The sequence below is a fragment of the Pseudodesulfovibrio portus genome (assembly GCF_026000375.1).
Lineage (GTDB): Bacteria > Desulfobacterota > Desulfovibrionia > Desulfovibrionales > Desulfovibrionaceae > Pseudodesulfovibrio > Pseudodesulfovibrio portus.
In genome coordinates this window covers 189,506-209,946 of record NZ_AP026708.1, presented here as the reverse complement: position 1 = coordinate 209,946, position 20,441 = coordinate 189,506, and the positions used below count along the sequence as shown (strand labels likewise).

The window sequence follows — 20,441 nt, the reverse complement described above, 5'->3', positions numbered from 1 at the left end:
GGACACCCGTCAAATTTAACGGGAAATCAAATTTGATGAAGATTCCAATGAGCTTTGAAGACTTCAAACTGATTTACTCATATTTGCAGTAACAAGCAATTGACCTTCTACATCGTATTTGGGCGTACTAAGCCAATGCCCTACCCATCCGCCTTTGAGAACACTATGAAGGCCCGCAGAACCTGATTGATGCGAGTCTGGTAGCCATCTCCACCATTTTTAAACCAGCTGAGCACGTCTTCATCTAGTCGGATGCTTGTCGGTTTTTTTGAATGCTGTAAAGGATGAGTGTCTTCCCCCAAGGCCTCAGCCAGCCTGTCCAGTGGATACTCCATATAAACTCGCAAGATCGTGTTGATCGCTGGTTGGTACTTCCCGTTCGTCATCAACTTTAGGTATTCAAGCACATCGGTATCCAGGCGGATGGAAAGAGGGGCTTTTTGGTTTTTTTTGAACGTCAACGCCTCAAGAGCCTTCTTGGCGAACTTCGCAGCCTGCTCCTCTGGATCGGATTCATGAACTATAAGGTTTTTTGGTGACATGGAACTATCGTATATACAAAAAGCATTACGAGCAAGCTCTCCGCGCAACGAACGTATGGTAATTTGTATGTACGATACACATTTTAAGACATCCAACTAAGATTATTAAATTTATTAAACAAATCGGTCACTATCATATAGCGAACATACACCTTCCCAATCCCTTCTTTTTCAGGGCTACAGTTCGTCCCACCCTCCTCACTTTTACTAGGCTTGGTAATTGTATCTTATTAATATGATTAATAAATACCATAAAACACTTCCCATACTCACACAAATGTTAAACTTAACATTCGAAAACAATCATACAGGTTAAACATTTAACAGGCAGGAGAACTATCATGCCAATCACTTACGACGAAAATTACAACGGCTACCCCATCATGACTGACGAAGAAGCAAAACAAGGTTGTGATACTGAGATCCTTGATCGCCACATCGAACGGACAGAAGACATGACCAAACGCCACAACAAAGTCTTCTGTTTCAGGATTGATCTAGGGTATCGACAGATGCCGGACCGGGACAGGAAGAACAAGGATATTTCTGACACTATCGCTGCAACCAGAAAATACTTCAAAAGGCATGAAACTGATACCAGCTTCAGTTGGAGACTGGAAGAAAATGACAAATGCCTCCCCCATGGTCATGTCGCGGTCATGGTGGATGGGAACAAGATCATGGCCCCAGAACGAATCAAAAATAAACTGGAAGAAAACTGGAAGCGACAGGTTGGTGAAGACAATGCCCGTATCCACATCTGCAAGACCGGATATCGGATGAGAAAGGATGACCCCAACTTTGAGCAGGTCAAGGGCGACTGGATCTACCGTACCAGCTACTTGGCCAAAGACCGAGACAGGGGCAACTCTCCGAAAGGACAACATGAACACGGTGGAACGAGAGTGAAGAAAAAGTGACGGCTAAAAGTCTAAAAAGCTCTTTTATCCTCTATTGTTACCCCCTATAATATAGACAGAAAAACACAAGAGAAATTGTATGACTGACGGCAGATAGGCCATGGGTGTGAAACATCACTCATGGCCTTTCATTTTCCTTTAACCTGTTGAGATAAAAATGAGATACTTGAATATTCGTAATGGGGAATTCACCTTCGCCAACAAAACTATCGGACCAATCATCGAATCTCGTATTATCCTTGCCGGTAAGCGATTTCTACAATGGACCCCCAATGGACTGGTAGGGGAACGGATCTGTTATGACGAAAGGCAGCTTCCTCATGGCTGGACTCTAGCGTACGATCTCGACCTTGAGTTGGACAACGTGCTCTACAGGCTGACCATCCATGATGGGGCAGTGCAGCATGCTTTCAAGCCCTATCTGAAGCTGCTCAACTCTCGCAACATCCCTCTAGAAAATCAGTTGACCAGAATTACGGTCATCGACAACCCTCGGGGATATGCTGCATTACAGTTTGAGCCTGTTCCTCAAGCTTCGAGCTTCCATTAACACCAACCTGGGCATGGCGATGGCTAATTCTTAGGAGGAGCCCCACAGGCTGTCGCCATGTCCTTGCTCTTGCTCATGATTCCCAAATAGGATTAATATGCTGGTCATGAAAAACAGAAGCAGTCTGGCAACAAAGTTTCAAACCGACAAACCTTGGGCGAAGCTGCGCATCTCCCGGCAACAGTACCTAGCCAGCAAGCCATGGAAAAGCGCAGGCATCTCGCGTCAGGAATTTGAAAAGACCCTACAGCTTGCCCCGGACGAGATCATCGATGAACTCTGGGATGAAGCACACGCAGATATGCTGCTCAAGTCCATGGGCCTCGATTCAGATCGACTTCGACGCCAGAAAAGGTGACGAAAGCAATCGCCGATTTTAGCCCCCTTAAACCGGAGAAAAATGGACGCTGAAAGCCCGGATTTTGCCCTTGCATGGACACAGCCTTCGATGCAAAGTTTGCAGCTTTTGCAAGGGCGATAGCCAGTCTTGATGGCCTACCCCCTTGGCACTCCCGCCTCTTTGTCATAACAACATACATAAATCATTGAATATCTCAATATCCGCTATTTTTGAGCGCCCTCCATCCCAGTATCCCAATTCTTAATATTTTAAACATAATATCAATGTGTTAAGCGGAAATCTAGACCCACGTTAACAGCCTGACCATAGGGCTGTACCGAGGGGAAGACTGGGATGAAAAACATAAAACTAACTAGCTAATATAAAAGTAAAAAATAAAGAGCCGCCCCAGAAACAGGCGTTTTTCGGTTCACTCGCTGGGACGGATTGGGATGGCAATTTAACTTGCTTGATTATTTGGATTTTGCCCACTTTCCTGGGTCAGGGTGTCCGTTTTCCTTGATGCTGTCATTGGCAGTGTTTTTGCTGCAATCAACCTTCTTGTCTTTGCCAATGTCTTCGTAGCTCATCCCAAGCGCACGAAGCTCAAAAATGCTCTTTGCTCGGTCGTCGGCATCTACAAGCCAAAAGGCTCGCTCTTCACCGGACTGATTCTTGACGAACGACATCCACAAGGTGAACTCACCATCCTCAGCCTCCCCTCTGGCTTTTGGGTTATGGATGCTCACACTCAGCCAGGTCAGACGATCTTTGTTGTGAAACCGTTTGAACTTCGTTTCACTTTTCAGCGCACAAAATCGATTATCGAAAAAACGATTCTTCTTACGGTAACCATCTGGTTTACTCGGACCGGCGTCGTCTGCGTGATGCACGAACAGGATGGCTATTCTGGCACGCTTCAATTCGGCCAGGAATTCATTAACTTCTCGCCATGCTCTTTCCTCCTGACCGGAGTATAATGCACTCCAGTTGTCAAGAATCAGTACGTCCACTTTTCGCTTGCCAGATGGTGTGAACAACTCGCTCAACAGCCTGTCTCGAAACTCCTTGTCGGTCAGATCGAAGGACTTTCCTTCTTTGCTTGATGACATCATCCGAAAATACGGTGACGATTCCTCCAGGTCATAGCAGCGACGAAAAGCTGCTTCACGTCGATCTAGAACCTTCTGGGGATTCTCTCCATCGACATACAAAACTCTTCGCCGTACAGGGACCTTCCACGTCGCACCGAAGACGTTTTCACCGCTTGCAAGGGCATAGCCCACGCTCAGCGCGATCATGCTTTTTCCCACGCCATCGTAGGCGTACAGCATGGTTGCGATTTCGCGTTCAAGCACGCCCTCAATACACACAAGGGAGTCACTCTGCTCATCGATCTCTCCTTCGGGAACCTCGACACGTTCTTCCAGGCCGAGTCCGACGTAAATGTCTTCTTTGGTGAGTTGGAACAGGAAGGCATCATCGGCAAGGTTGAAAGCTCGGCTATCATCAAATGAATAGAGTACGGAATCTGTGTAAACAGCCTCGGTCCCATAACGGAAAAACGAGATAGACTTCAGACCGTGCTGCCCTACTACTTGTTCAAGGATAGCCTGGGCGAGCAGAAGATCTTCCTTTGTCTCACGAACAACAACCCGTAGGGCGTGGTGCTTAAGGGCCTCCCAATCCAAATCAACGACGGTCTCTTTCCCGCCGAACCATGTTTGAAGGAGAGCCCCTTTAAGGCCGGTAATGCCCTCCCCTTGCCACTTTTCAAATTGGTCAGCCAAAACCGGATCACTGATTACGTAAACGGTCTTTCCCTTTGATTGAGCAGCCAGGTGAGTCTTGTCGAATGGGTATGGATTCTTCTCGAAATTCGAGTAATGCCACTCGCCATTTCTGCCATTTCGCTTTTTCACCCACCGCGTTTTCAAGGCCGCTTGACCATTATTGCCAACAAACATGAGTCCCATGAGCTTTCCGTCACGATCATACATTCGGCGGGCTCCCCTATGAAAATCGTTCGGACGGTTATAAATCTCATGTAATTTGTTTGAATAGCTGTACTTCCGCAACTCAGTCTCCTGCGGACTTAGCTGATGATATCCCTTCACGTCGTAGATTGAATTGGAAATTTCCAGATCATCAATCTCAACCTGTTTCCAACCTACGACCTCATTATCCAGGGCCTCACATGGAACGGCATAGTCCCCAGCCAGTTCCTCTATTGCCTGCATCTCGCTCATCCCGCCAGACAAGCTTGCCCCCCGCACTTTTGCGTAAAGTGAAATAAAATCCTGGCCGAAGTCTTGTCCGATGCCGCTCTCACTGAATGGCGCGAACAGATCATCGTCTCGATCCCACCTGCCGATGTTTCCGTGGCTATTCCTGCCATGCTCAAAAAAGACACGAAATCGTAATTCTTTATCATGAAACACACCGCCTCCGGCAATTCGCCCATTTGGCAAAATCCTCTTTAAAAAGGAAAGTGGGTTTTCGGTGATCTTCTTGAGTACATGATATCGCAAAACGCTAATTCGATCTGTTTCTACAGGGCAATAATCCATCTTCCATTCCTTATCCCTCATGCCCAAGAGCATGCTTTGACTTTCGCAACTGACTTAAATTCAAATTAAAAATCAATTTAGACACCACTTCATCCAAACATTTTTGGGGCGGGAATTTCGAACCATACTGGTTACCAGCTAGGCCCGGAATCTCATGCCCATAAACTTGGCGGAAAATATCTGTATGCTCACCGCGTTGTTTGAAATAGTCACTAAATGTATGTCTGAATGAGTGAAATGACTTCTTGCCCGTCAAATCCAGCGACTTGACTAGGTCGCCTAACTTCTTACCCGGCTGCTTTCCATACTTCTTCACCTTTTCAGTCTTATTCAGCAGCGGGAAAAGACGAGCCTCTCCTTTTGAGATCATTCTATCGTAATACTTAAGTAAACCTATCTCAATCAGGTCGTGGTGTAAGGGAACTAACCTTTTTGCATTGATATTCTTCACCTGCTTGTCAATCTGGCCTGTTCTATCGGGATTGTCGTTGATATCAAAAACCCAAACCCCATCTTCATCCTGGTAAATATCTCCCAGATATAATTGAGCAATTTCCTCAAGTCTCATGCCGGAATACAAAGCAATCAAAGGAATCCAAAAGTAGCCTGCATTCTTGTATTTGTCTTCGATGAAATATGGTGAAGAAAAGATGGTTTGTATATCTTCTAAAGAAAACGGATCTCGTAAAGTAATCGCTTGGCGAGTATCCTTCAACTGTAAACCCTTAGCTGGATTTGCACTCAATTCTCCTTCGCGGATGCCCCACTCAAAAAGGCTTGAAATAGCTTCTAAAGTCATATTGACTGTTTTTACAGATAAAACTTTGGCTGGCTTTAATGCCAACAACTCATCGACGGTTTTCCCTTTGTACTCTTTTGATCGCTGCCTATTGGGCGGTAACTTCCTGAGAGTATCTCGGACTGCTCGCATGTCCTCACGAGTGATTGAATGAATATTGATATCTCCAAGTATATCGACAAGATTGGCTAGCCTATTTTCATGGGTCTCAACTCCATTCAACCGCCAATTACCGTCTTTGATCTTTGTCTGCACATACTTTTTGATGAACTCGGAGACCGGGATATTTGGTTTTGCTTTGGGCTCTACATCTTGCAATACTATGGACTGCTGGGCCCGCTGATTTGCAGCCCTTTCGGCAAAAATGGGGGCTTCAAAAGAATGATCCCCCTTAAGTCTATGCTGGATGACCTTCTGGTAAGTCTGCTGAATTTTGATATATTCATTAATAATCAAATGGATATTGTCAGGGGTTACTTCTTGCAGATCCACAACCCCACTCCTAATCAGCTCAATCATAATTCTTGGGCCATGATTTTCCCTGAACTCTGGCGAATTGATCGAGAACTGGTTCATCATGGCATAAGCATTCGCAACGCCCACCGGGGTGATGGGCTCCATTCCTTCAATTTCATAATTCTCTCTCGGGGATGTGTCTCGCGAATCCTGTTCCAAGAGTCGGCACAGCACCTCATTCATCCGCCGTCTGATTTCCATGTAATCCAATTGGCTAGTCCTCATTAAATGCTGAATTTCAGTATACAAAGCGGATGCTAACGGGTGAGCTTCTCGTCTATAACCTGTGCGCAAGCTGATCCTGATCTCGGATCGCCTAACCTGCTCCCTCTCAATATCCGAGAATGCATAGCGAAAATAGTACAGACTACCGCGCAGGTAAAGGTACGAAGGCGATCGCCGCTCTCTTCTAGAAGATCTGGGAAAGTGACGATTCTGGGTAGAAATCTTTGGAGGGAGTGTAACGACGGTGCCGAGGGAACACAATGGCGTTAGATTCATATGGAAACAGCCTCATCTACCCCCTGGTTTTCAAGAGAGTTTGACCCACCAGATTGGCACACTTGGCTCAACCACGGCATTTCGGACCATTTAGCTGTAACCTGTCGCAAAAAAAGAGGAAGGGTTGCAGCTTGTTAGCTACAACCCTTTTGATTTCGTGGTGCCGAGGGGGGGATTCGAACCCCCACGGAATTTCTTCCACTGCCCCCTCAAGACAGCGTGTCTACCAATTCCACCACCTCGGCACGATATGCTTTGAGCTTATTCGCTCTTGGCTTCGTCGCCGGCATCCTGAAAGGTGATCCCGGGCTTTGCCGGTTCGGCCGGTGCCGTGGTTTCCACAGCGGCGTCACTGTTCAACATGATGGACCCCTCATCGGAGACCTTGTTGCCGGTCAGGATATTGTAACCAAGGGAGGTAACCAGGAAGATCGTTGCCAGGCCGGCAGTGATCTTCACCAGAAGTCCGCCGGCGCCGGTGGAGCCGAACATGGTGCTGCTGCCGCCGCCAAAGATGACTCCCATCCCCTCGTGGCCGGACTGAAGCATTACAGCGCCGATCAGAAAGATGCAAGCCAAAACATGAATGACGATGACGAAAGTTTCCACAATTATTCCCTTTTGTTATACCTTATTATCACTTGAAGAATCAGGCCAGCACGATCTGCGAAAAGCTTTCACTCTCCAAGCTCGCGCCTCCTACCAGCACACCGTCGACATTGTCAAGCGCAATAATCTCGCCGCAGTTCGCGGGCTTGACGCTGCCGCCATACAATATCCTCATTTCATTACCTTTTTCTCCAAAGACCGAAACGAGGATTTTTCTGACGAAAGTGTGCGCATCCACGATTTCACCGGGACCGGCGACCTCGCCTGTGCCGATGGCCCAGACCGGTTCATAGGCGATGGACAGACGGTCGGGCGCGACATCGCGGGGAACGTCCTTCAGTCCAACGCGCAATTGATGCTCCAGCACCTCTTCGACCTTGCCGGACTTGCGTTCATCGATTTTCTCACCCACGCACAGAACGACCTTGAGGCCGCATTCCAAACCGTAGGCGGTCTTCTGGCCCACGAACTCGTCGGTCTCGCCCAACACGTGGCGACGCTCGGAATGACCGGTCAGACCGTAAGCCGCTCCGGCGTCCTTGAGCATCATGGGAGATATCTCGCCGGTGAAGGCACCCTCTTGATCTATATAATAGTCCTGGCCGCCTGCAGAGAAACCGTCCGCCGACAGGGCCTGGGCTACCCCCTTCAACGCCGTGAACGGAGGGAAAACAAGGACCTCGCGGTCATCGGGCAGCTTGTCGGCCGTCAGCCCGACCAGACCTTCGGCCGTATCCACGGCCTGGTCCCAGGTCTTGTACATCTTCCAGTTGGCAGCCATCAATTTTTTCATTTCATGCACTCCTTTAAAGCCGTGAAGGCGGGAAGCTCCTTGCCTTCCAGGAATTCTAGGAAGGATCCACCGCCTGTGGATATGAAGCTGAATTTGTCGGCCAGATTCATGAGATGCACCACGGCGTCGGTGTCGCCGCCGCCCACGATGGTGAGCGCATCCTCAAGCCCGGCAATAGCCTTGCATACGTCCAACGATCCCTTGGCAAAAGCCGTGGTTTCGAAAAGCCCCATGGGACCGTTCCAGACCACGGTTTTGGCTCCGCTCAGCACGGAGACGAAATTCTTGATGGTTTCCGGTCCGATATCAAGGGCCAAAGCGTCGGACGGCATGCTGTCCGCCTTGCACACGCCCTCGGCGCTCTGCGCCTTGTGCGTCTTGGCATAGACGAAATCAACGGGCAGATGGAGCTTCGATCCCATGGACTCCGCCTTTTCCATGATGGACAGGGCATCCTGGACAAGGTCCTTCTCCACCAGCGACTTACCCATGCCGTAGCCCTGTGCCAGCAGGAAGGTGTTGGCCATGGCCCCGCCGATGATGATGTCGTCCACCTTGCCGAGCAGATTGTTCAGGATGCCCAGCTTGGAGGAAACCTTGGCACCGCCGGAAACGCATACATACGGCCGCTTGGGGTCCGCGAGAGCGTCGCCCAGGTATTCGTTCTCCCGCTTGAGCAGGAACCCTGCGCAGCATTCGCCCTTGATATACCGGGGCACGTCCACCACTGAAGCGTTCTCGCGGTGGGCCACGCCAAAGGCGTCATTCACATATATGTCCGCCAGGTCGGCCAGCTTCTTTCCGAAATCGCCCCGCTCTTCGACCGTCTTGCCTGTTTCCTCGGGGTTGAAACGCAGGTTGTCCAGCATGACGACCTGACCGGGTTGAAGGATTTCCGCCATCATTCGGGCCTGGTCGTCGATCACGCCGGGAACCAGGGGAACGGCCACGCCCAACAGTTCGCCAGTCCGCTTGGCCACGGGCCCCAGAGTCAGCTCGGGCACGACTTTCCCCTTGGGTTTGCCCAGATGAGCGCACAGGATGACGGCCGCCCCCTTGTCCAGGGCGTACCTGATGGTCGGCACAGCCGCCTTGATACGGTTGTCGTCAGTGATGATGCCCTCTTCGAGCGGCACGTTGAAATCCACCCGAAACAACAGTTTTTTCCCTGCTATATCAATCTGATCAATACTGTTCATTTGGATATCCCCTGCTTTGTGGTCAAGTGAAATCATACCGGAACAACAACGCATCCTCCCGTGTGTCCGGGTAGTATTTTTTTCTGACGCCGATCTTTTTATAGCCGAATTTGCGATACAATCCCAGCGCCGGCTCATTGGAAACCTTGACGTCAAGAAAACTCTTTCTGACATTATTTTCGTTACATACCCGAAAGCTTTCCTTCAAGAGTTTTTCACCCAGCCCCTGACGCCTGAAATCCGGATGCACGGCCAGATTGAGAATCTCCATCTCGTCCTCGATGATCGAAAAAGCGATGTAACCGGCCAGGATTCCCTTCCGGTATATGCCGAGCACCTGAAACGCGCTTCTTTCCAGCCCCAGGAGAAACTGCTCCTGCGTCCAGTGATAGGCGAAACACTTTCCTTCAAGGGCCATCAAATCCCGGACGTGCTCCGCGCCCAGGGGGGTCACTTCACTTTCCATCAAATAATCCTCTTCATGACGCTGGAAATATTGAAGCATCAAGTGTATATGGACCGTGCAGGCAAATCAAAGGATTCCGAACACCATGATCTTCGATACCACCATCTTGGAAAACATGCAGGGCGATCAAAGCGTCGAGGTCATCGACAGCGACAACCGCCCCCTGGCCGTCATGTCGAAACGCCACGTGCACAGACAGTTGCTCATGCACCGTTCCGTACAGGTGATGGTGTTTAATCCTGAAAGAAAAATCTACCTCCAGCGACGCAATCCGCACAAACAATTTTTCCCCGGTCGTTGGGACATTTCCGCACGGACCCATCCCCATGCCGGAGAATCAACCTATGACGCGGCCCTGCGGGCACTTGAATACGAACTGAATCTGGAAGTCGAGCACCCCATTCTGATCAGGGAACTGCCCGCCGGCCCGGTGACCGGGTTCGAGCGGGTCTACCTCTACGCTGTTCAGAAGAACACCCAGGCCATCACCCCCAACAGCGACGAGGTCAGCGAGGGGTACTATTACTCCCAGGAAGAACTGACATGTCTCGTCAAGGAATTCAGGGAGTTACTGACGCCAAATCTGGTCGTGCTCTGGGAATCGGGCCTGCTTTCTCCGGTCTAATCCCCGCACAAGTGCCCGCTCAACTCCTCATGGATACGGCCATTGGTGGCCAGTATCTCGTCGGCACCGAAGGCATACGGTTTTGTCGCGTCGAACTCGCTGACGAGTCCGCCGGCTTCCTGCACCAGCAACAACCCGGCGGCCGTATCCCAGGCGTTGAGGGCGTTTTCGTAAAAACCGTCATACCGACCACAGGCCACATAGGCCAAATCCAGGGCAGCGGCCCCGGGACGGCGTATGCCCTGTGTCAGGGGCAGCAAGCGCTTCAAGTGCGCCAGGACGGGCTCCAGGTACGTCTCGATGTCATATGGAAACCCCGTAGCCAACAGGCACCGCTCCAGCGAGACTTCCTCCGACACGGAAATGGGCAAGCCGTTGAGAAAGGCTCCCTGCCCTCGAATGGCCGTGAACAATTCACCCATAAGCGGCAGGTTGATCACGCCGAGAACGATCCGGTCCCGATGCCACAGAGCGATTGAGTTAGCCACGAAAGGCAGGCCGTGGGCAAAATTGGTTGTGCCGTCCAACGGGTCTATGATCCATGTCAATTCCCCCGGTTCAGTATCCTTGGCTGTTTCTTCGGCCAAAAAATCCGAACCGGGAAGCAGGCCGGACAACTCCTCCTTCAGCATACGCTCAACAGACAAGTCCGTCTCGGTCACCAGGTCGATACGCCCTTTGTGCATGACTTTTCTGGTCCGTGAAGCTCCATCCTTTACGATTTCGCCGGCCTTGCCAGCCGCGACCTTCAAACCGGCCATTATCTCGCGATAATCAATGGACACGATGCAGCCTCCTCAAGAAAAAGGGCGGATGAACCGCCCTTGGTGAACAATGAAAAACGACTTCGACTATGACCGGCGCTGGATGAAGAACTCCACGGACCGGTTGTAGGTTTTCTCTTCCTCTACGGTGAAATAACAGGCAGGCAACTCGCCCCGCTGCCGGTGGTAGTGCAGACATTCGCAGCAGAGCCCGTGCTTGTCGCAACTATAAGAGCACGTACAGTACTGCTCGTTGATTTTCGCGCGTGGGCACTGGTCCTTCTTTTTCATCCGGATTCCCCTGTTCTCACGAGATAAAGATTGTTCGATACGCTGGAAGACACTAGCGAAATGCTTCGAGAGTGTCAATGATTCGAGACCATTGATCAAATGACAACCTGTGTGTACAACACTTCCCACCTTCTCTTGAGAGATGCTCCAAATAATGATTACAACGTTCAAATCATTGTATTCCGCATCGTAAGGGTGTATCTTTTTAGACTGAGTACGTGCAGGAAATCTCTCAGAACAACTTCATCCTACAAAATCGACCAGACTCATGTGGAAAAAAGCGTTCAGCAAGGCTTCCGGCTACAAGGGCAAGCAACGGGGGAAATCCCGTCGCCCTCAGTTGCGCACGCTTGAAGAGCTCAAGGAATTCATTGATTTCGAACACATCAAGCACTGTCTGCTCAAACCCTATTTCGAAGTCGAAAAATACCCGCTGGTCGAGGCTCGTGAACTGCTGCCCTCCTTTGAGGTCGATCTCTACGAATTCAAGGCCCTGCCCGGCTTCACCATGGTCGCCTTCGAGCGCCAGCTGAACTCTTTCCAGGAAATATTCCAATACGACACCCTGCATTCCCCGTCGGAATGGGAAGGCATGCTTCAACGCAGCGACTGCTCGGTGGAGAGCAACATGATCGCCACCAACCTGCGTACTTTCCAAAGCCGCTTGCCGAGACGCTATCATCCCGAATTTATAAAAAAATTTGACGGAAAAGATGTCTGCACAATGCAGAACTATCCGAAGCTCCTCCCCTTTCTGCTGGAGTTGGAGCGGGCGCACGTCGTGGCTCATGATTCCTCGGGCAAATTCACCCTGCAAGGAATGTATGCCTCCCTGCCGTCCAACCTGGACAGCGAACTCAAACAGTTCGGTTTGAAAATCGGCAAATTCAAGCCGGGCAACTCCATCATGTACGAGTGCAACCGGCTGTTCGTGTACCAGTTCCTCATGGAGCTGCATGGATTTCCCATCGTTTCGGAACGGCGCACCTCTTCGGCCATGTTCGCCATCCGCCTGCTGCGTCAGAACGAACGGTTCATCGTGCGCGTGCTCGGCCAGAGCGACCGGACCATCACCACGCTCATGTCACCGCCCAAGGGCGCATCGCGCAAGCGAACCAAATATCCGCAGGTGGAAAAAATCGCTCTGGTACAAGTCCATGAAAATCAAAAGGAATTGATCGAACTGCTCAAGGACCAAGGCTTCTTCGTGGACGCGAAAAAACGGGTGGTCATCCTCCGCGTCATTTACCAGCAGCACGATTACAACTCCAAAAACGTCCGTGAGGACCGTGCCCTGTCCGTACGCAGGCAGGAGATCATCCATCCCCTGACCGGCCAAATAAAGGAAGGGTTCAACATCATCCAGAACGTGCGCAACATGATCCTGCGCCTCAACGACATCGTTCGCGGGGAATACCGGATTCCGGTGAACTACAAACGCAGCGAGATCATCACCGGCACGGAGTCCCACGTGGACCGGCTCAAGGTGTTGTATGTCTGGCTTTCCAAGCACATGCACCGCATCGTGGACTATTCCGACGACTACTATTCCCAAATAGTCCGGGTTCTGGACGGTTACCTGCTCTCCCCGGACAATTACGACGTGTTCGACGAGCATCACGATCTGCACCAGGAAGTGTGGTCCCGGTACGGTCAGATCCAGCAGGCGCGCAAGGTGCGCATTCTCGAGGACCTCAGGTACCGCAAATACCGGGGCGAGCCGGTCTCCTATTACCGCATGCTGGAACTCATGACCCAGATCATGAACGAGCTGAAATACGAAATCGTAAACTATTTCGACAACCTCGTGGTAAAAGTCCTGATCATCGGCAACGACGTGATCTCGGACGCCTATTTGCAGCGCAAGTACGTCAACGTGGACGACAAGAAACTTTCCCCGTACGGACGGGACATCAAACGTATGTATCAACTGCTGGTCATGCTGCTCGACGAGTTCCGGTCCATCCGGAAATCCAGAATCTCGAGCAGCACCTCCCACAACCAGCCCTAGTCACTTCAAAAGGAGTATCCAGTGGATAATCTCGCAACCACCCCGCTGACCGCATGGCACCGAGAAAACGGTGCGAAGATGGCCCCGTTCGCCGGATTCGACATGCCGGTCCAGTACAAAGGCATCATCGTCGAGCACAAGCATACCCGTGAAAAAGCAGGCATATTCGATATCTGCCACATGGGTGAATTTTTCCTTTCCGGCACAGGCGCCAAAGACGCCCTGAACAAGGTGGTCAGCCACGACCTGAACACCCTCGCCCCGGGCAAATGCCGATACGGCTTCCTGCTCAAGGAATCCGGAGGCATCAATGACGACCTGATCATCTACTGCTTGGCCGAAGACGAATACATGCTGGTGGTCAACGGCGCGTGCCGTCAAAAGGATTTCGACCACATCAAGGCCAATCTGCCGGACACCCTCTCCCTGACCGACATCAGCGACGAGACGGGCAAGATCGACGTCCAGGGGCCGGAGTCCCTCGACGTGATCAACGACGTCCTGGGCGGTTCATGGAATCATGTGAAATATTTCAATTTCGAGCAGACGGATTGCCTCGGATTCCCCATGATCATCAGCCGTACCGGCTATACGGGCGAACTGGGCTACGAACTCTATCTGCCGTCCGACCAGGCCCTTCAGGTCTGGGAAAAACTGGCTGCCGACCAGCGGGTCGAACCCGTGGGCCTGGGCGCACGCGACACCCTGCGGCTGGAGATCGGCTATCCGCTCTACGGCCAGGACCTCGATGAGGACCACACCCCCAAAGAGGCAGGCGCCGGATTCTTCCTGAAAAAGGAAACCGACTACATAGGCAAGTCCGGGCTGGCCGAAGTCAGGGAATCCCTGGTGGCCCTGTCCATCGACGGCCGCCGCACCGCCCGTCACCATGACGAGGTGTATGTGAACGGCGAAAAGACCGGCGTGGTCACCAGCGGTTCGTTTGCGCCGAGCCTGGGCCATTGCATTGCCCTGGCCTATGTGCGGGCCGAGGACGCGGACAACGACACCTTCACGGTCAAGACGGCCCGAGCCGAACTTGAGGCAAAAAAAGTAGCCCTGCCCTTCTACAAGGACGGGACGGCGAGGATGAAGATCGACTAGCAATCAGGGGACGCTTCGGCGTCCCTTTTTTATTCGCAAGAATCCAGGGACAGCATGTGCTGCTCGAGCCGCTCCTGCTCCTGCTTGAGGATGTCCCCTTCCAGTTTCTCGCCGGTGACCTCGAAAGGCTCGCCGATGCATATCCTGCAGCGGGTGAATGGAAACGGCACCACGAATTTGTCCCAGGACTTTTCAAACACCTTGGACCGTCGCGGATAGGCCCTGATCGGAATGATCTTGGCTCCGGCCCGCTGGGCCAGAAAGATGACGCCCCCCTTGGCCTTGTGCCGGGGACCGCGCGGCCCGTCCACGGTAAACACGGCCATGCGGTTCTCCTTCTCCATGATCCGCTTGGCCTGCAACAGGGCCCGGACGCCCCCCCTTGAACTGGAACCGCGCACCGTGCTGTGTCCGATCCGCTCCAACACCTTGGCTATGACTTCGCCGTCCTTGCTTTGGCTGACAAAGGTCACCAGGTTGTCCGTCAGGGTGTGCCCGAAGCCCGTCACCGGAAATATCTCGCCATGCCACAGGGCAATGATGACGGGTTTGCCGCGCTTGTTGATCTCCAGGAATTCTTTCGGTTCGCCCACGCACTCGAAACGGATCGTCCGAATCCACAATCGGAACAATCCTGAAATGAGCGGCGCGAACCAGGCCGGATCAATGGGCAATTTCATCTTGTATAACCACGAGTTGTTTTGACTAGCTATAGATGGTCAATCACCGGAGGGCAAGCATCAAGCTCCATCAACGAATGCCGATCGATCTCAGCTTTTTTATAGCCAATATCTATTTGACCAACCCATTTGATCTATGCACAATTTCAGGATCATAAGGAGTTTACATGTCGGATATAAAACTTGACTGCAAAGGCCTGCCCTGCCCCCAGCCCGTCCTGAAATGCAAGGACGCCGTAGAAACAAGCAACCCCGTGAAACTGACGATCACCGTGGACAACGACCCGGCCAGGGAGAACGTGTCCCGCTTTCTCACGGTCAAGGGGTACTCGGTTTCGTCCGAGGGCGAAGGCAACGAGTTCACCGTAACCGGCATCCGTTCCGGAAACGGTGAATGCGAAGAGTGTCAGCCCATGAGCAGCCAGGAAGTCGCCGACCTCGACCAGCAGAAGATTCTGGTCTTCATCGCCGCCGACGTCATCGGCTCCGGTGACGACGTACTCGGCGGCAATCTCATGTACAACTTCCTGGTGACGCTGAAGGAACTCGGTCCCGACCTGTGGCGCATCATCCTGGTCAACGGAGGCGTGAAGCTGGCCGTATCCGACAACAGGTGCATGGAGGAACTCAAAAAGCTCGAAAAGAGCGGCGTTTCCCTCCTGGTCTGCGGCACCTGCCTGGAGTTCTTCGGCCTGACCGGCAAACAGGGCGCGGGCCAGGTGACCAACATGCTCGACGTGGTGACCAGTTTCCAGCTTGCTTCCAAGACGATTCGCGTCTAAACAGGGTGCATGCCCGATACACCGGCCCTGATACGGCTCAACAAATATATCGCCCAGTGTGGCGTCGCCTCCCGGCGCGGCGCCGATGAACTCGTTTTCGACGGCAAAGTGACCGTCAATGGCACCGTTGCCGACTCGCCCGGCCTCAAGGTCGATCCCGATTCCGACAAGGTGACCGTCAACGGAAAAGCCATCGGTCTGCCCGGCAAGGGCAGGGACGTGACGATCCTGCTCCACAAACCCGTGGAAACGGTCACTACAGCCAGCGACCCGCAGGGCCGCAGGACAGTGCTCGACCTGCTCCCCAAGGACTTAAGGGATTTGCGCCCCTTTCCCGTGGGACGCCTGGACTTCTTTTCCGAGGGGCTGCTGCTCCTGACCACGGACGGTGATCTCTGTTACCGGCTTACCCACCCCAAATTCCATCTGCCCAAGGTGTATCGGGTGACCGTACGCGGCTCCGTTCCCGATTCGGCAGTCAAGACCATGCGCCAGGGAATGACCCTCAGGGAAGGTGACAAGCTCGCCCCGGCCAAGGTGCTGGTAAATAAGCCCGTTGCCGGAACGCAACAGTTCGAGATCACCCTCATTCAGGGCATCAACCGGCAGATCCGGCGCATGTGCGACGAGTTGGGGTTGACCATCCTTCGGCTCACGCGCATCAGCCAGGGCCCCATCTCACTGGGCAACCTCAAGCACGGCCAATTCCGCGAACTGAACGAGAAGGAAGTGCTGGCCCTGAAGAAGGCCGTCAAACTGGCCTAGAAGCCTTCAGTGTTGTCCTCGACGGTAACGCCGGCCGGGGGCTCGAAGGTGAACATCGATGCGGCCAGGTCCACGTCGGTTTCCACGTTGGACAGCCGCAGCTCATTGCCGTTGCCGTAGAAATCCACGATCATCACCTGCCTGAGCAGACCGGTATCGGGCTCTACGCCGACAAAGGCCAGGACCATGCCCGGCTCGGCTTCCTTGGGAATCAGCTGGAGCACGGTGAAGCCCTTTCCCCACTTGGCCCGGACCTCATCCGCACCCTGCCACTCGGTCTTGACCACAAAATCTTCCTTGATATTGGCCTGGCCGGAGATGAAGCGAAGAATAGTCTTTGAATCAAGGAGGGTTGCGACACCGTACTTGAGGGCTATTTCCTCATCCGCAATGTAATCCCAAGCGTATTCGGGACCGACCACCAGCAGTTCGTTCATGGGCTCCGTGGTCTCCCAACGGACCTGTGAAGGCTGCTTGTACCAGATTCTGCCCCGACGCGTTTCCACCTCACCGCTGGCCACGTTGGTCAATTCCTGCTCGAAATCGGCCTGGAACGTCTTCAGCGTCTCATAGCGTTGCTGGATCAGGTCCGGCAGATCCTCAGTCGGTACGGGGTCGGCGGCCGGGGAGACGGTCGCCATGAACAGGATTGCGCACAGTGCGATCAGGGGGAAATATATCTTTTTCATCATTTTCTACTCCATTATTCCGGCTTGATGACCTGACGGGGCTTGCTGCCCTCCTGCGGACCGAGTATGCCGTCCATTTCCATCTGCTCGATAAACCGGGCGGCTCGATTGAAGCCGATTCGAAAGCGTCGTTGCAAAAGCGAAATCGAGGCCTTGCCCTGTGAAAGCACGAACTGTACCGCCTCGTTGTACACGGGATCATCGGACTCGCCCACTTCGCCGGAAGGTCCACCGTTATTCGCTTCCTGCTTCCACTCGGTGAAGTCGAGGTCGAATTCCTGAGGCACCGCGTTCTTCCAGAAGTCCACGACATGCGCAATTTCCGTCTCGTCCACGTACGCCCCATGCATCCGTTTCAGCTTGCCGCCGCTCGGCTTGAACAGCATGTCGCCCCGACCGAGCAACCGTTCCGCGCCCACGGCGTCGAGGATGGTCCTCGAGTCGAACTTGGAGGTCACGAAAAAGGAGATGCGCGTGGGGAAGTTGGCCTTGATCAACCCTGTGACCACGTCCACGCTGGGGCGCTGGGTGGCCAGTATCATGTGGATGCCGGCGGCGCGAGCGAGCTGGGCAAGCCGGACGATGCACTGCTCCACATCCTTGGCGGCCGTCATCATGAGGTCTGCGAGTTCATCAATGATGATGACCAGATACGGCATGGGCTTCATCTCTTCGAATTCTTCGGGGAGCGGCTCGCCCAGTTCCTTGAGCTTCTTGTTGTAGCCCTCGATGTTGCGCACGCCGAGCTTGGCCATCTTCTGGTAGCGGCAGTCCATTTCGAATACCGCCCACTCCAGGGCGGACTTGGCCAAATTCATGTCCGTGACCACGGGATGAACCAGGTGCGGCAGTTCGGCATACGGCGCCAGCTCGATACGCTTGGGGTCCACCAGAAGCAGCTTGACGTCTTCGGGCCCGGCCTTGAACAGAAGACTCAGCAAAAAGCCGTTGATGCCCACGGACTTGCCTGCGCCGGTGGCCCCGGCCACAAGCAAATGCGGCATCTTGGCCAGGTCGGCCACGCGGGTGCCGCCGTGAATATCCTTGCCAAGGGCCAGGGTCAGCGGGGATTTTGAACCGGTAAATTCTTTTGATTCCAGCACTTCCCGCAAGAAAACCATTTCGCGGTCAATGTTCGGGATTTCGATGCCCACGCTGTCCTTGCCCGGAATCGGGGCCTCGATGCGTACAGATTCGGCCCGTAAGGCCAAGGCAATATCGTCGGTCAGGTTCTCGATCTTGCTGACCTTGATACCCGGCGCGGGCTTGAACTCGAACATGGTCACCACAGGTCCGGGGACTACCTGCTGAATCTCACCCTGTACATTGAAATCATTGAGACATTCCTTGAGACGGTCAGCCAGCGGCTGCAACACCGCCGGTGTCTGGCTGGTCTTCCGGCCCGCCGGCACGGACAGCAGCGCGGTGTCCGGCAGGTCGCCGCTCATCATGGGAGGCCTGGAAACAGCCTTGTTCGCCGGTTTGGGCTTGGCCTTGGGCTTCGGGGCAGCGGGCTTCGCGGGCTCGTCACCCAGGTCAACGAACTGCAAGCCCATATCTTCTTCAATGGCTTCCGGGTCTTCGCCTTTTTCAACGCGCTTGGCCGCCTTGCGCTCGGAACGGGCCTCGCTGCGCAGGATCGCTCCTTCCCTGTAACGTTCCCAGAGCGCAACCAAACGGTTCCAGACCGAGGTCCAGGTAAAGCCGAGTACGCCCTGCAGGGAAATGATGGTCACGAAAGCCCAGAGCAGGAACGTACCCACAGGCCGCAGGTACGGCATGGTGTATCGGGTAATGATGTCGCGACCGAAATAGCCGCCGCCGATGAGCCCGTAGGCGTCATCGGGCACATTGGAAAACCAGGGGTGCATGGCCCACGCCTCGAATGCGATGAACAGCCCGGCAACGCCCAGCCAACGGACGAAAGAGAGCTTCATGCGGGAGACGAACCGGGTCAGGCCGATATAGAGGAAATAGACTGGCCAGAAAACGGCCCCCATGCCGAATATGTCCACCAGGAACCCGGCGCAGTAGGATCCGGCCCTGCCGACCACGTTCTGCACGGCCTGGCCGGGAGTGACGGCCTGATTGAAGCTGGGGTCGCTCGGGCTGAACGACAGGACGCTCAAGAAGAAAAAAGCTGACAGGAAAAGAAAGAACAGGCCAACGAACTCGGTCCTGCGTCCTTTGCCCTTCTCTTTTGGGGCCACTGTGTTCCGTCGTTTCACCATAGATATCCCATTGTATAAAAAAGGTCCTGAACAGCAACCTGTCCACGACCTTTTTACGCAATTTTCACAACGAGTTGCAAGTCCGCTTTTTATTCGCGTCCAAGATACTCACCGCTGCGTGTATCAACCTTGATATTATCGCCTTCATTGATGAACAACGGCACGTTGATCTTCAGGCCGGTTTCCATTGTGGCGGGCTTGGTGGCGTTGGACACGCGGTCGCCCTGTATGCCGGGGTCGGTCTGGGCCACGGCCAGGGTGACGTTGGCGGGCAGGTCCACGCCGATCAGCTCTCCGTTGTACAGCAGCACTTTCACGGTATCGCCTTCCTTGACGAAGCCGCCCTTTTCACCCACGTTGTCGCCGGGAACGTGCATCTGTTCATAGGTTTCGAGATCCATGAACACGAAGTCGGTGCCGTCCTTGTAAATGAACTGCATTTCCGTCACGGCCATATCCGGCTTCTTGACCTTTTCGCCGGAGCGAAAGGTCTTGTCCAGCACCTGGCCGGTCTTCATCTGACGCAGCTTGGTACGAACCATGGCGCCGCCCTTGCCGGGCTTGAAATGCTGAAATTCAATAATTTCAAACGGCTTTTCATCAATTTCTATTTTCAGGCCTGTCCTGAAATCCTTGGTCGAGATCATATACACTCCATATTTTTACCCGGCGTCGGCCGGTCAAAGTTCCGCTG

The 20,441-nt window shown here is 53.2% G+C and carries 21 protein-coding genes, 1 tRNA gene and 1 pseudogene; 8 read left to right on the top strand and 15 right to left on the bottom strand.

All coding sequences use genetic code 11. From position 1 onward, the window contains the following. Window positions 1-140: 140 nt before the first annotated feature. Window positions 141-542, bottom strand: a complete 402-nt coding sequence (locus OO730_RS01065) for a BrnA antitoxin family protein (RefSeq protein ID WP_264982729.1) — start codon at window positions 540-542, stop codon at window positions 141-143. Between the two features lie 341 nt (window positions 543-883). Here OO730_RS01065 and OO730_RS01060 point away from each other — a divergent pair, with 341 nt between their 5' ends. The 3 genes from OO730_RS01060 (at window position 884) to OO730_RS01050 (ending at window position 2,370) form a co-directional block, all read left to right on the top strand. Continuing rightward, complete coding sequence (locus OO730_RS01060) at window positions 884-1,462, top strand: inovirus Gp2 family protein (protein ID WP_264982728.1); 579 nt, start codon at window positions 884-886, stop codon at window positions 1,460-1,462. A gap of 157 nt (window positions 1,463-1,619) precedes the next feature. Continuing rightward, window positions 1,620-2,012, top strand: coding sequence for a hypothetical protein (locus tag OO730_RS01055; protein ID WP_264982727.1), 393 nt, complete (start codon window positions 1,620-1,622; stop codon window positions 2,010-2,012). A gap of 97 nt (window positions 2,013-2,109) precedes the next feature. Continuing rightward, window positions 2,110-2,370, top strand: coding sequence for a hypothetical protein (locus OO730_RS01050; RefSeq protein WP_264982726.1), 261 nt, complete (start codon window positions 2,110-2,112; stop codon window positions 2,368-2,370). Window positions 2,371-2,825: 455 nt separating this feature from the next. Here the strand turns inward: OO730_RS01050 and OO730_RS01045 are convergent, their stop codons facing one another. The 8 genes and pseudogenes from OO730_RS01045 to rimI all read right to left on the bottom strand — a co-directional run bounded on the left by OO730_RS01045 (window position 2,826) and on the right by rimI (window position 9,805). Beyond that, entirely contained in the window at window positions 2,826-4,943 is a 2,118-nt protein-coding gene (locus OO730_RS01045) for an AAA family ATPase (RefSeq protein ID WP_264982725.1), read from the bottom strand. Further along, on the bottom strand, window positions 4,933-6,438 hold the full coding sequence (locus tag OO730_RS01040) for a site-specific integrase (protein WP_264984108.1): 1,506 nt from the start codon (window positions 6,436-6,438) through the stop codon (window positions 4,933-4,935). The genes OO730_RS01045 and OO730_RS01040 overlap by 11 nt, the downstream gene beginning before the upstream one ends. Window positions 6,439-6,480: 42 nt before the next feature. Further along, window positions 6,481-6,738 (bottom strand): annotated as a pseudogene (locus OO730_RS16275) (DUF6538 domain-containing protein); the annotation flags it as partial. Between the two features lie 158 nt (window positions 6,739-6,896). Then, window positions 6,897-6,983 (bottom strand) — tRNA-Leu (locus OO730_RS01035). Between the two features lie 16 nt (window positions 6,984-6,999). Further along, window positions 7,000-7,347 (bottom strand): preprotein translocase subunit SecG, encoded by a 348-nt coding sequence (secG, locus tag OO730_RS01030; protein ID WP_264982724.1) that lies wholly within the window; start codon window positions 7,345-7,347, stop codon window positions 7,000-7,002. Between the two features lie 40 nt (window positions 7,348-7,387). Further along, window positions 7,388-8,140 (bottom strand): triose-phosphate isomerase, encoded by a 753-nt coding sequence (gene tpiA, locus OO730_RS01025; protein ID WP_264982723.1) that lies wholly within the window; start codon window positions 8,138-8,140, stop codon window positions 7,388-7,390. Beyond that, window positions 8,137-9,339, bottom strand: coding sequence for a phosphoglycerate kinase (locus OO730_RS01020; protein WP_264982722.1), 1,203 nt, complete (start codon window positions 9,337-9,339; stop codon window positions 8,137-8,139). Before OO730_RS01020 ends, tpiA begins: the two co-directional genes overlap by 4 nt. Before the next feature lie 22 nt (window positions 9,340-9,361). Then, complete coding sequence (gene rimI / locus OO730_RS01015) at window positions 9,362-9,805, bottom strand: ribosomal protein S18-alanine N-acetyltransferase (protein WP_264982721.1); 444 nt, start codon at window positions 9,803-9,805, stop codon at window positions 9,362-9,364. Window positions 9,806-9,890: 85 nt separating this feature from the next. Here rimI and OO730_RS01010 point away from each other — a divergent pair, with 85 nt between their 5' ends. Further along, window positions 9,891-10,430, top strand: a complete 540-nt coding sequence (locus OO730_RS01010; RefSeq protein ID WP_264982720.1) for an NUDIX hydrolase — start codon at window positions 9,891-9,893, stop codon at window positions 10,428-10,430. On the opposite strand, the gene OO730_RS01005 is transcribed toward OO730_RS01010, so the two are convergent. Further along, complete coding sequence (locus OO730_RS01005; protein WP_264984107.1) at window positions 10,427-11,191, bottom strand: inositol monophosphatase family protein; 765 nt, start codon at window positions 11,189-11,191, stop codon at window positions 10,427-10,429. The genes OO730_RS01010 and OO730_RS01005 overlap by 4 nt on opposite strands. Before the next feature lie 90 nt (window positions 11,192-11,281). Then, on the bottom strand, window positions 11,282-11,485 hold the full coding sequence (locus tag OO730_RS16270; RefSeq protein WP_407681901.1) for a DUF6485 family protein: 204 nt from the start codon (window positions 11,483-11,485) through the stop codon (window positions 11,282-11,284). A 268-nt stretch (window positions 11,486-11,753) separates the two neighbouring features. Here OO730_RS16270 and OO730_RS01000 point away from each other — a divergent pair, with 268 nt between their 5' ends. Beyond that, entirely contained in the window at window positions 11,754-13,496 is a 1,743-nt protein-coding gene (locus tag OO730_RS01000; protein ID WP_264982719.1) for a hypothetical protein, read from the top strand. Between the two features lie 21 nt (window positions 13,497-13,517). After that, the gene (gcvT, locus tag OO730_RS00995) at window positions 13,518-14,600 is read left to right on the top strand and encodes a glycine cleavage system aminomethyltransferase GcvT (RefSeq protein WP_264982718.1); all 1,083 of its coding nucleotides are present in this window, start codon (window positions 13,518-13,520) and stop codon (window positions 14,598-14,600) included. A gap of 29 nt (window positions 14,601-14,629) precedes the next feature. Here the strand turns inward: gcvT and OO730_RS00990 are convergent, their stop codons facing one another. Continuing rightward, on the bottom strand, window positions 14,630-15,280 hold the full coding sequence (locus tag OO730_RS00990) for a lysophospholipid acyltransferase family protein (RefSeq protein ID WP_264982717.1): 651 nt from the start codon (window positions 15,278-15,280) through the stop codon (window positions 14,630-14,632). Between the two features lie 167 nt (window positions 15,281-15,447). Between OO730_RS00990 and yedF the strand changes: the two genes are divergently transcribed. Together yedF and OO730_RS00980 are read left to right on the top strand one after the other, a co-directional pair. Beyond that, window positions 15,448-16,062, top strand: coding sequence for a sulfurtransferase-like selenium metabolism protein YedF (gene yedF, locus OO730_RS00985; RefSeq protein ID WP_264982716.1), 615 nt, complete (start codon window positions 15,448-15,450; stop codon window positions 16,060-16,062). Between the two features lie 9 nt (window positions 16,063-16,071). Then, complete coding sequence (locus OO730_RS00980) at window positions 16,072-16,827, top strand: pseudouridine synthase (protein ID WP_264982715.1); 756 nt, start codon at window positions 16,072-16,074, stop codon at window positions 16,825-16,827. On the opposite strand, the gene OO730_RS00975 is transcribed toward OO730_RS00980, so the two are convergent. The 3 genes from OO730_RS00975 to efp all read right to left on the bottom strand — a co-directional run bounded on the left by OO730_RS00975 (window position 16,824) and on the right by efp (window position 20,394). Continuing rightward, window positions 16,824-17,519: a LolA family protein gene (locus OO730_RS00975; protein ID WP_264982714.1), complete on the bottom strand. Its 696-nt coding sequence runs from the start codon at window positions 17,517-17,519 to the stop codon at window positions 16,824-16,826. The genes OO730_RS00980 and OO730_RS00975 overlap by 4 nt on opposite strands. An 11-nt stretch (window positions 17,520-17,530) precedes the next feature. Then, complete coding sequence (locus OO730_RS00970) at window positions 17,531-19,747, bottom strand: DNA translocase FtsK (RefSeq protein WP_264982713.1); 2,217 nt, start codon at window positions 19,745-19,747, stop codon at window positions 17,531-17,533. An 89-nt stretch (window positions 19,748-19,836) separates the two neighbouring features. Next, window positions 19,837-20,394 carry an elongation factor P gene (gene efp / locus OO730_RS00965; protein WP_264982712.1) on the bottom strand — a complete coding sequence of 186 codons (558 nt, stop codon included), beginning with the start codon at window positions 20,392-20,394 and terminating at the stop codon, window positions 19,837-19,839. Window positions 20,395-20,441 lie beyond the last annotated feature (47 nt).

Coding starts and splice junctions, on each gene's coding strand:
- OO730_RS01065 (WP_264982729.1), bottom strand. CDS start 542: ATGTCACCAAAAAACCTTATAGTTCATGAATCCGATCCAGAGGAGCAG.
- OO730_RS01060 (WP_264982728.1), top strand. CDS start 884: ATGCCAATCACTTACGACGAAAATTACAACGGCTACCCCATCATGACT.
- OO730_RS01055 (WP_264982727.1), top strand. CDS start 1,620: ATGAGATACTTGAATATTCGTAATGGGGAATTCACCTTCGCCAACAAA.
- OO730_RS01050 (WP_264982726.1), top strand. CDS start 2,110: ATGCTGGTCATGAAAAACAGAAGCAGTCTGGCAACAAAGTTTCAAACC.
- OO730_RS01045 (WP_264982725.1), bottom strand. CDS start 4,943: ATGAGGGATAAGGAATGGAAGATGGATTATTGCCCTGTAGAAACAGAT.
- OO730_RS01040 (WP_264984108.1), bottom strand. CDS start 6,438: ATGGAAATCAGACGGCGGATGAATGAGGTGCTGTGCCGACTCTTGGAA.
- tpiA (WP_264982723.1), bottom strand. CDS start 8,140: ATGAAAAAATTGATGGCTGCCAACTGGAAGATGTACAAGACCTGGGAC.
- OO730_RS01020 (WP_264982722.1), bottom strand. CDS start 9,339: ATGAACAGTATTGATCAGATTGATATAGCAGGGAAAAAACTGTTGTTT.
- rimI (WP_264982721.1), bottom strand. CDS start 9,805: ATGGAAAGTGAAGTGACCCCCCTGGGCGCGGAGCACGTCCGGGATTTG.
- OO730_RS01010 (WP_264982720.1), top strand. CDS start 9,891: ATGATCTTCGATACCACCATCTTGGAAAACATGCAGGGCGATCAAAGC.
- OO730_RS01005 (WP_264984107.1), bottom strand. CDS start 11,191: ATGGCCGGTTTGAAGGTCGCGGCTGGCAAGGCCGGCGAAATCGTAAAG.
- OO730_RS16270 (WP_407681901.1), bottom strand. CDS start 11,485: ATGAAAAAGAAGGACCAGTGCCCACGCGCGAAAATCAACGAGCAGTAC.
- OO730_RS01000 (WP_264982719.1), top strand. CDS start 11,754: ATGTGGAAAAAAGCGTTCAGCAAGGCTTCCGGCTACAAGGGCAAGCAA.
- OO730_RS00990 (WP_264982717.1), bottom strand. CDS start 15,280: ATGAAATTGCCCATTGATCCGGCCTGGTTCGCGCCGCTCATTTCAGGA.
- yedF (WP_264982716.1), top strand. CDS start 15,448: ATGTCGGATATAAAACTTGACTGCAAAGGCCTGCCCTGCCCCCAGCCC.
- OO730_RS00980 (WP_264982715.1), top strand. CDS start 16,072: ATGCCCGATACACCGGCCCTGATACGGCTCAACAAATATATCGCCCAG.
- OO730_RS00975 (WP_264982714.1), bottom strand. CDS start 17,519: ATGATGAAAAAGATATATTTCCCCCTGATCGCACTGTGCGCAATCCTG.
- OO730_RS00970 (WP_264982713.1), bottom strand. CDS start 19,747: ATGGTGAAACGACGGAACACAGTGGCCCCAAAAGAGAAGGGCAAAGGA.
- efp (WP_264982712.1), bottom strand. CDS start 20,394: ATGATCTCGACCAAGGATTTCAGGACAGGCCTGAAAATAGAAATTGAT.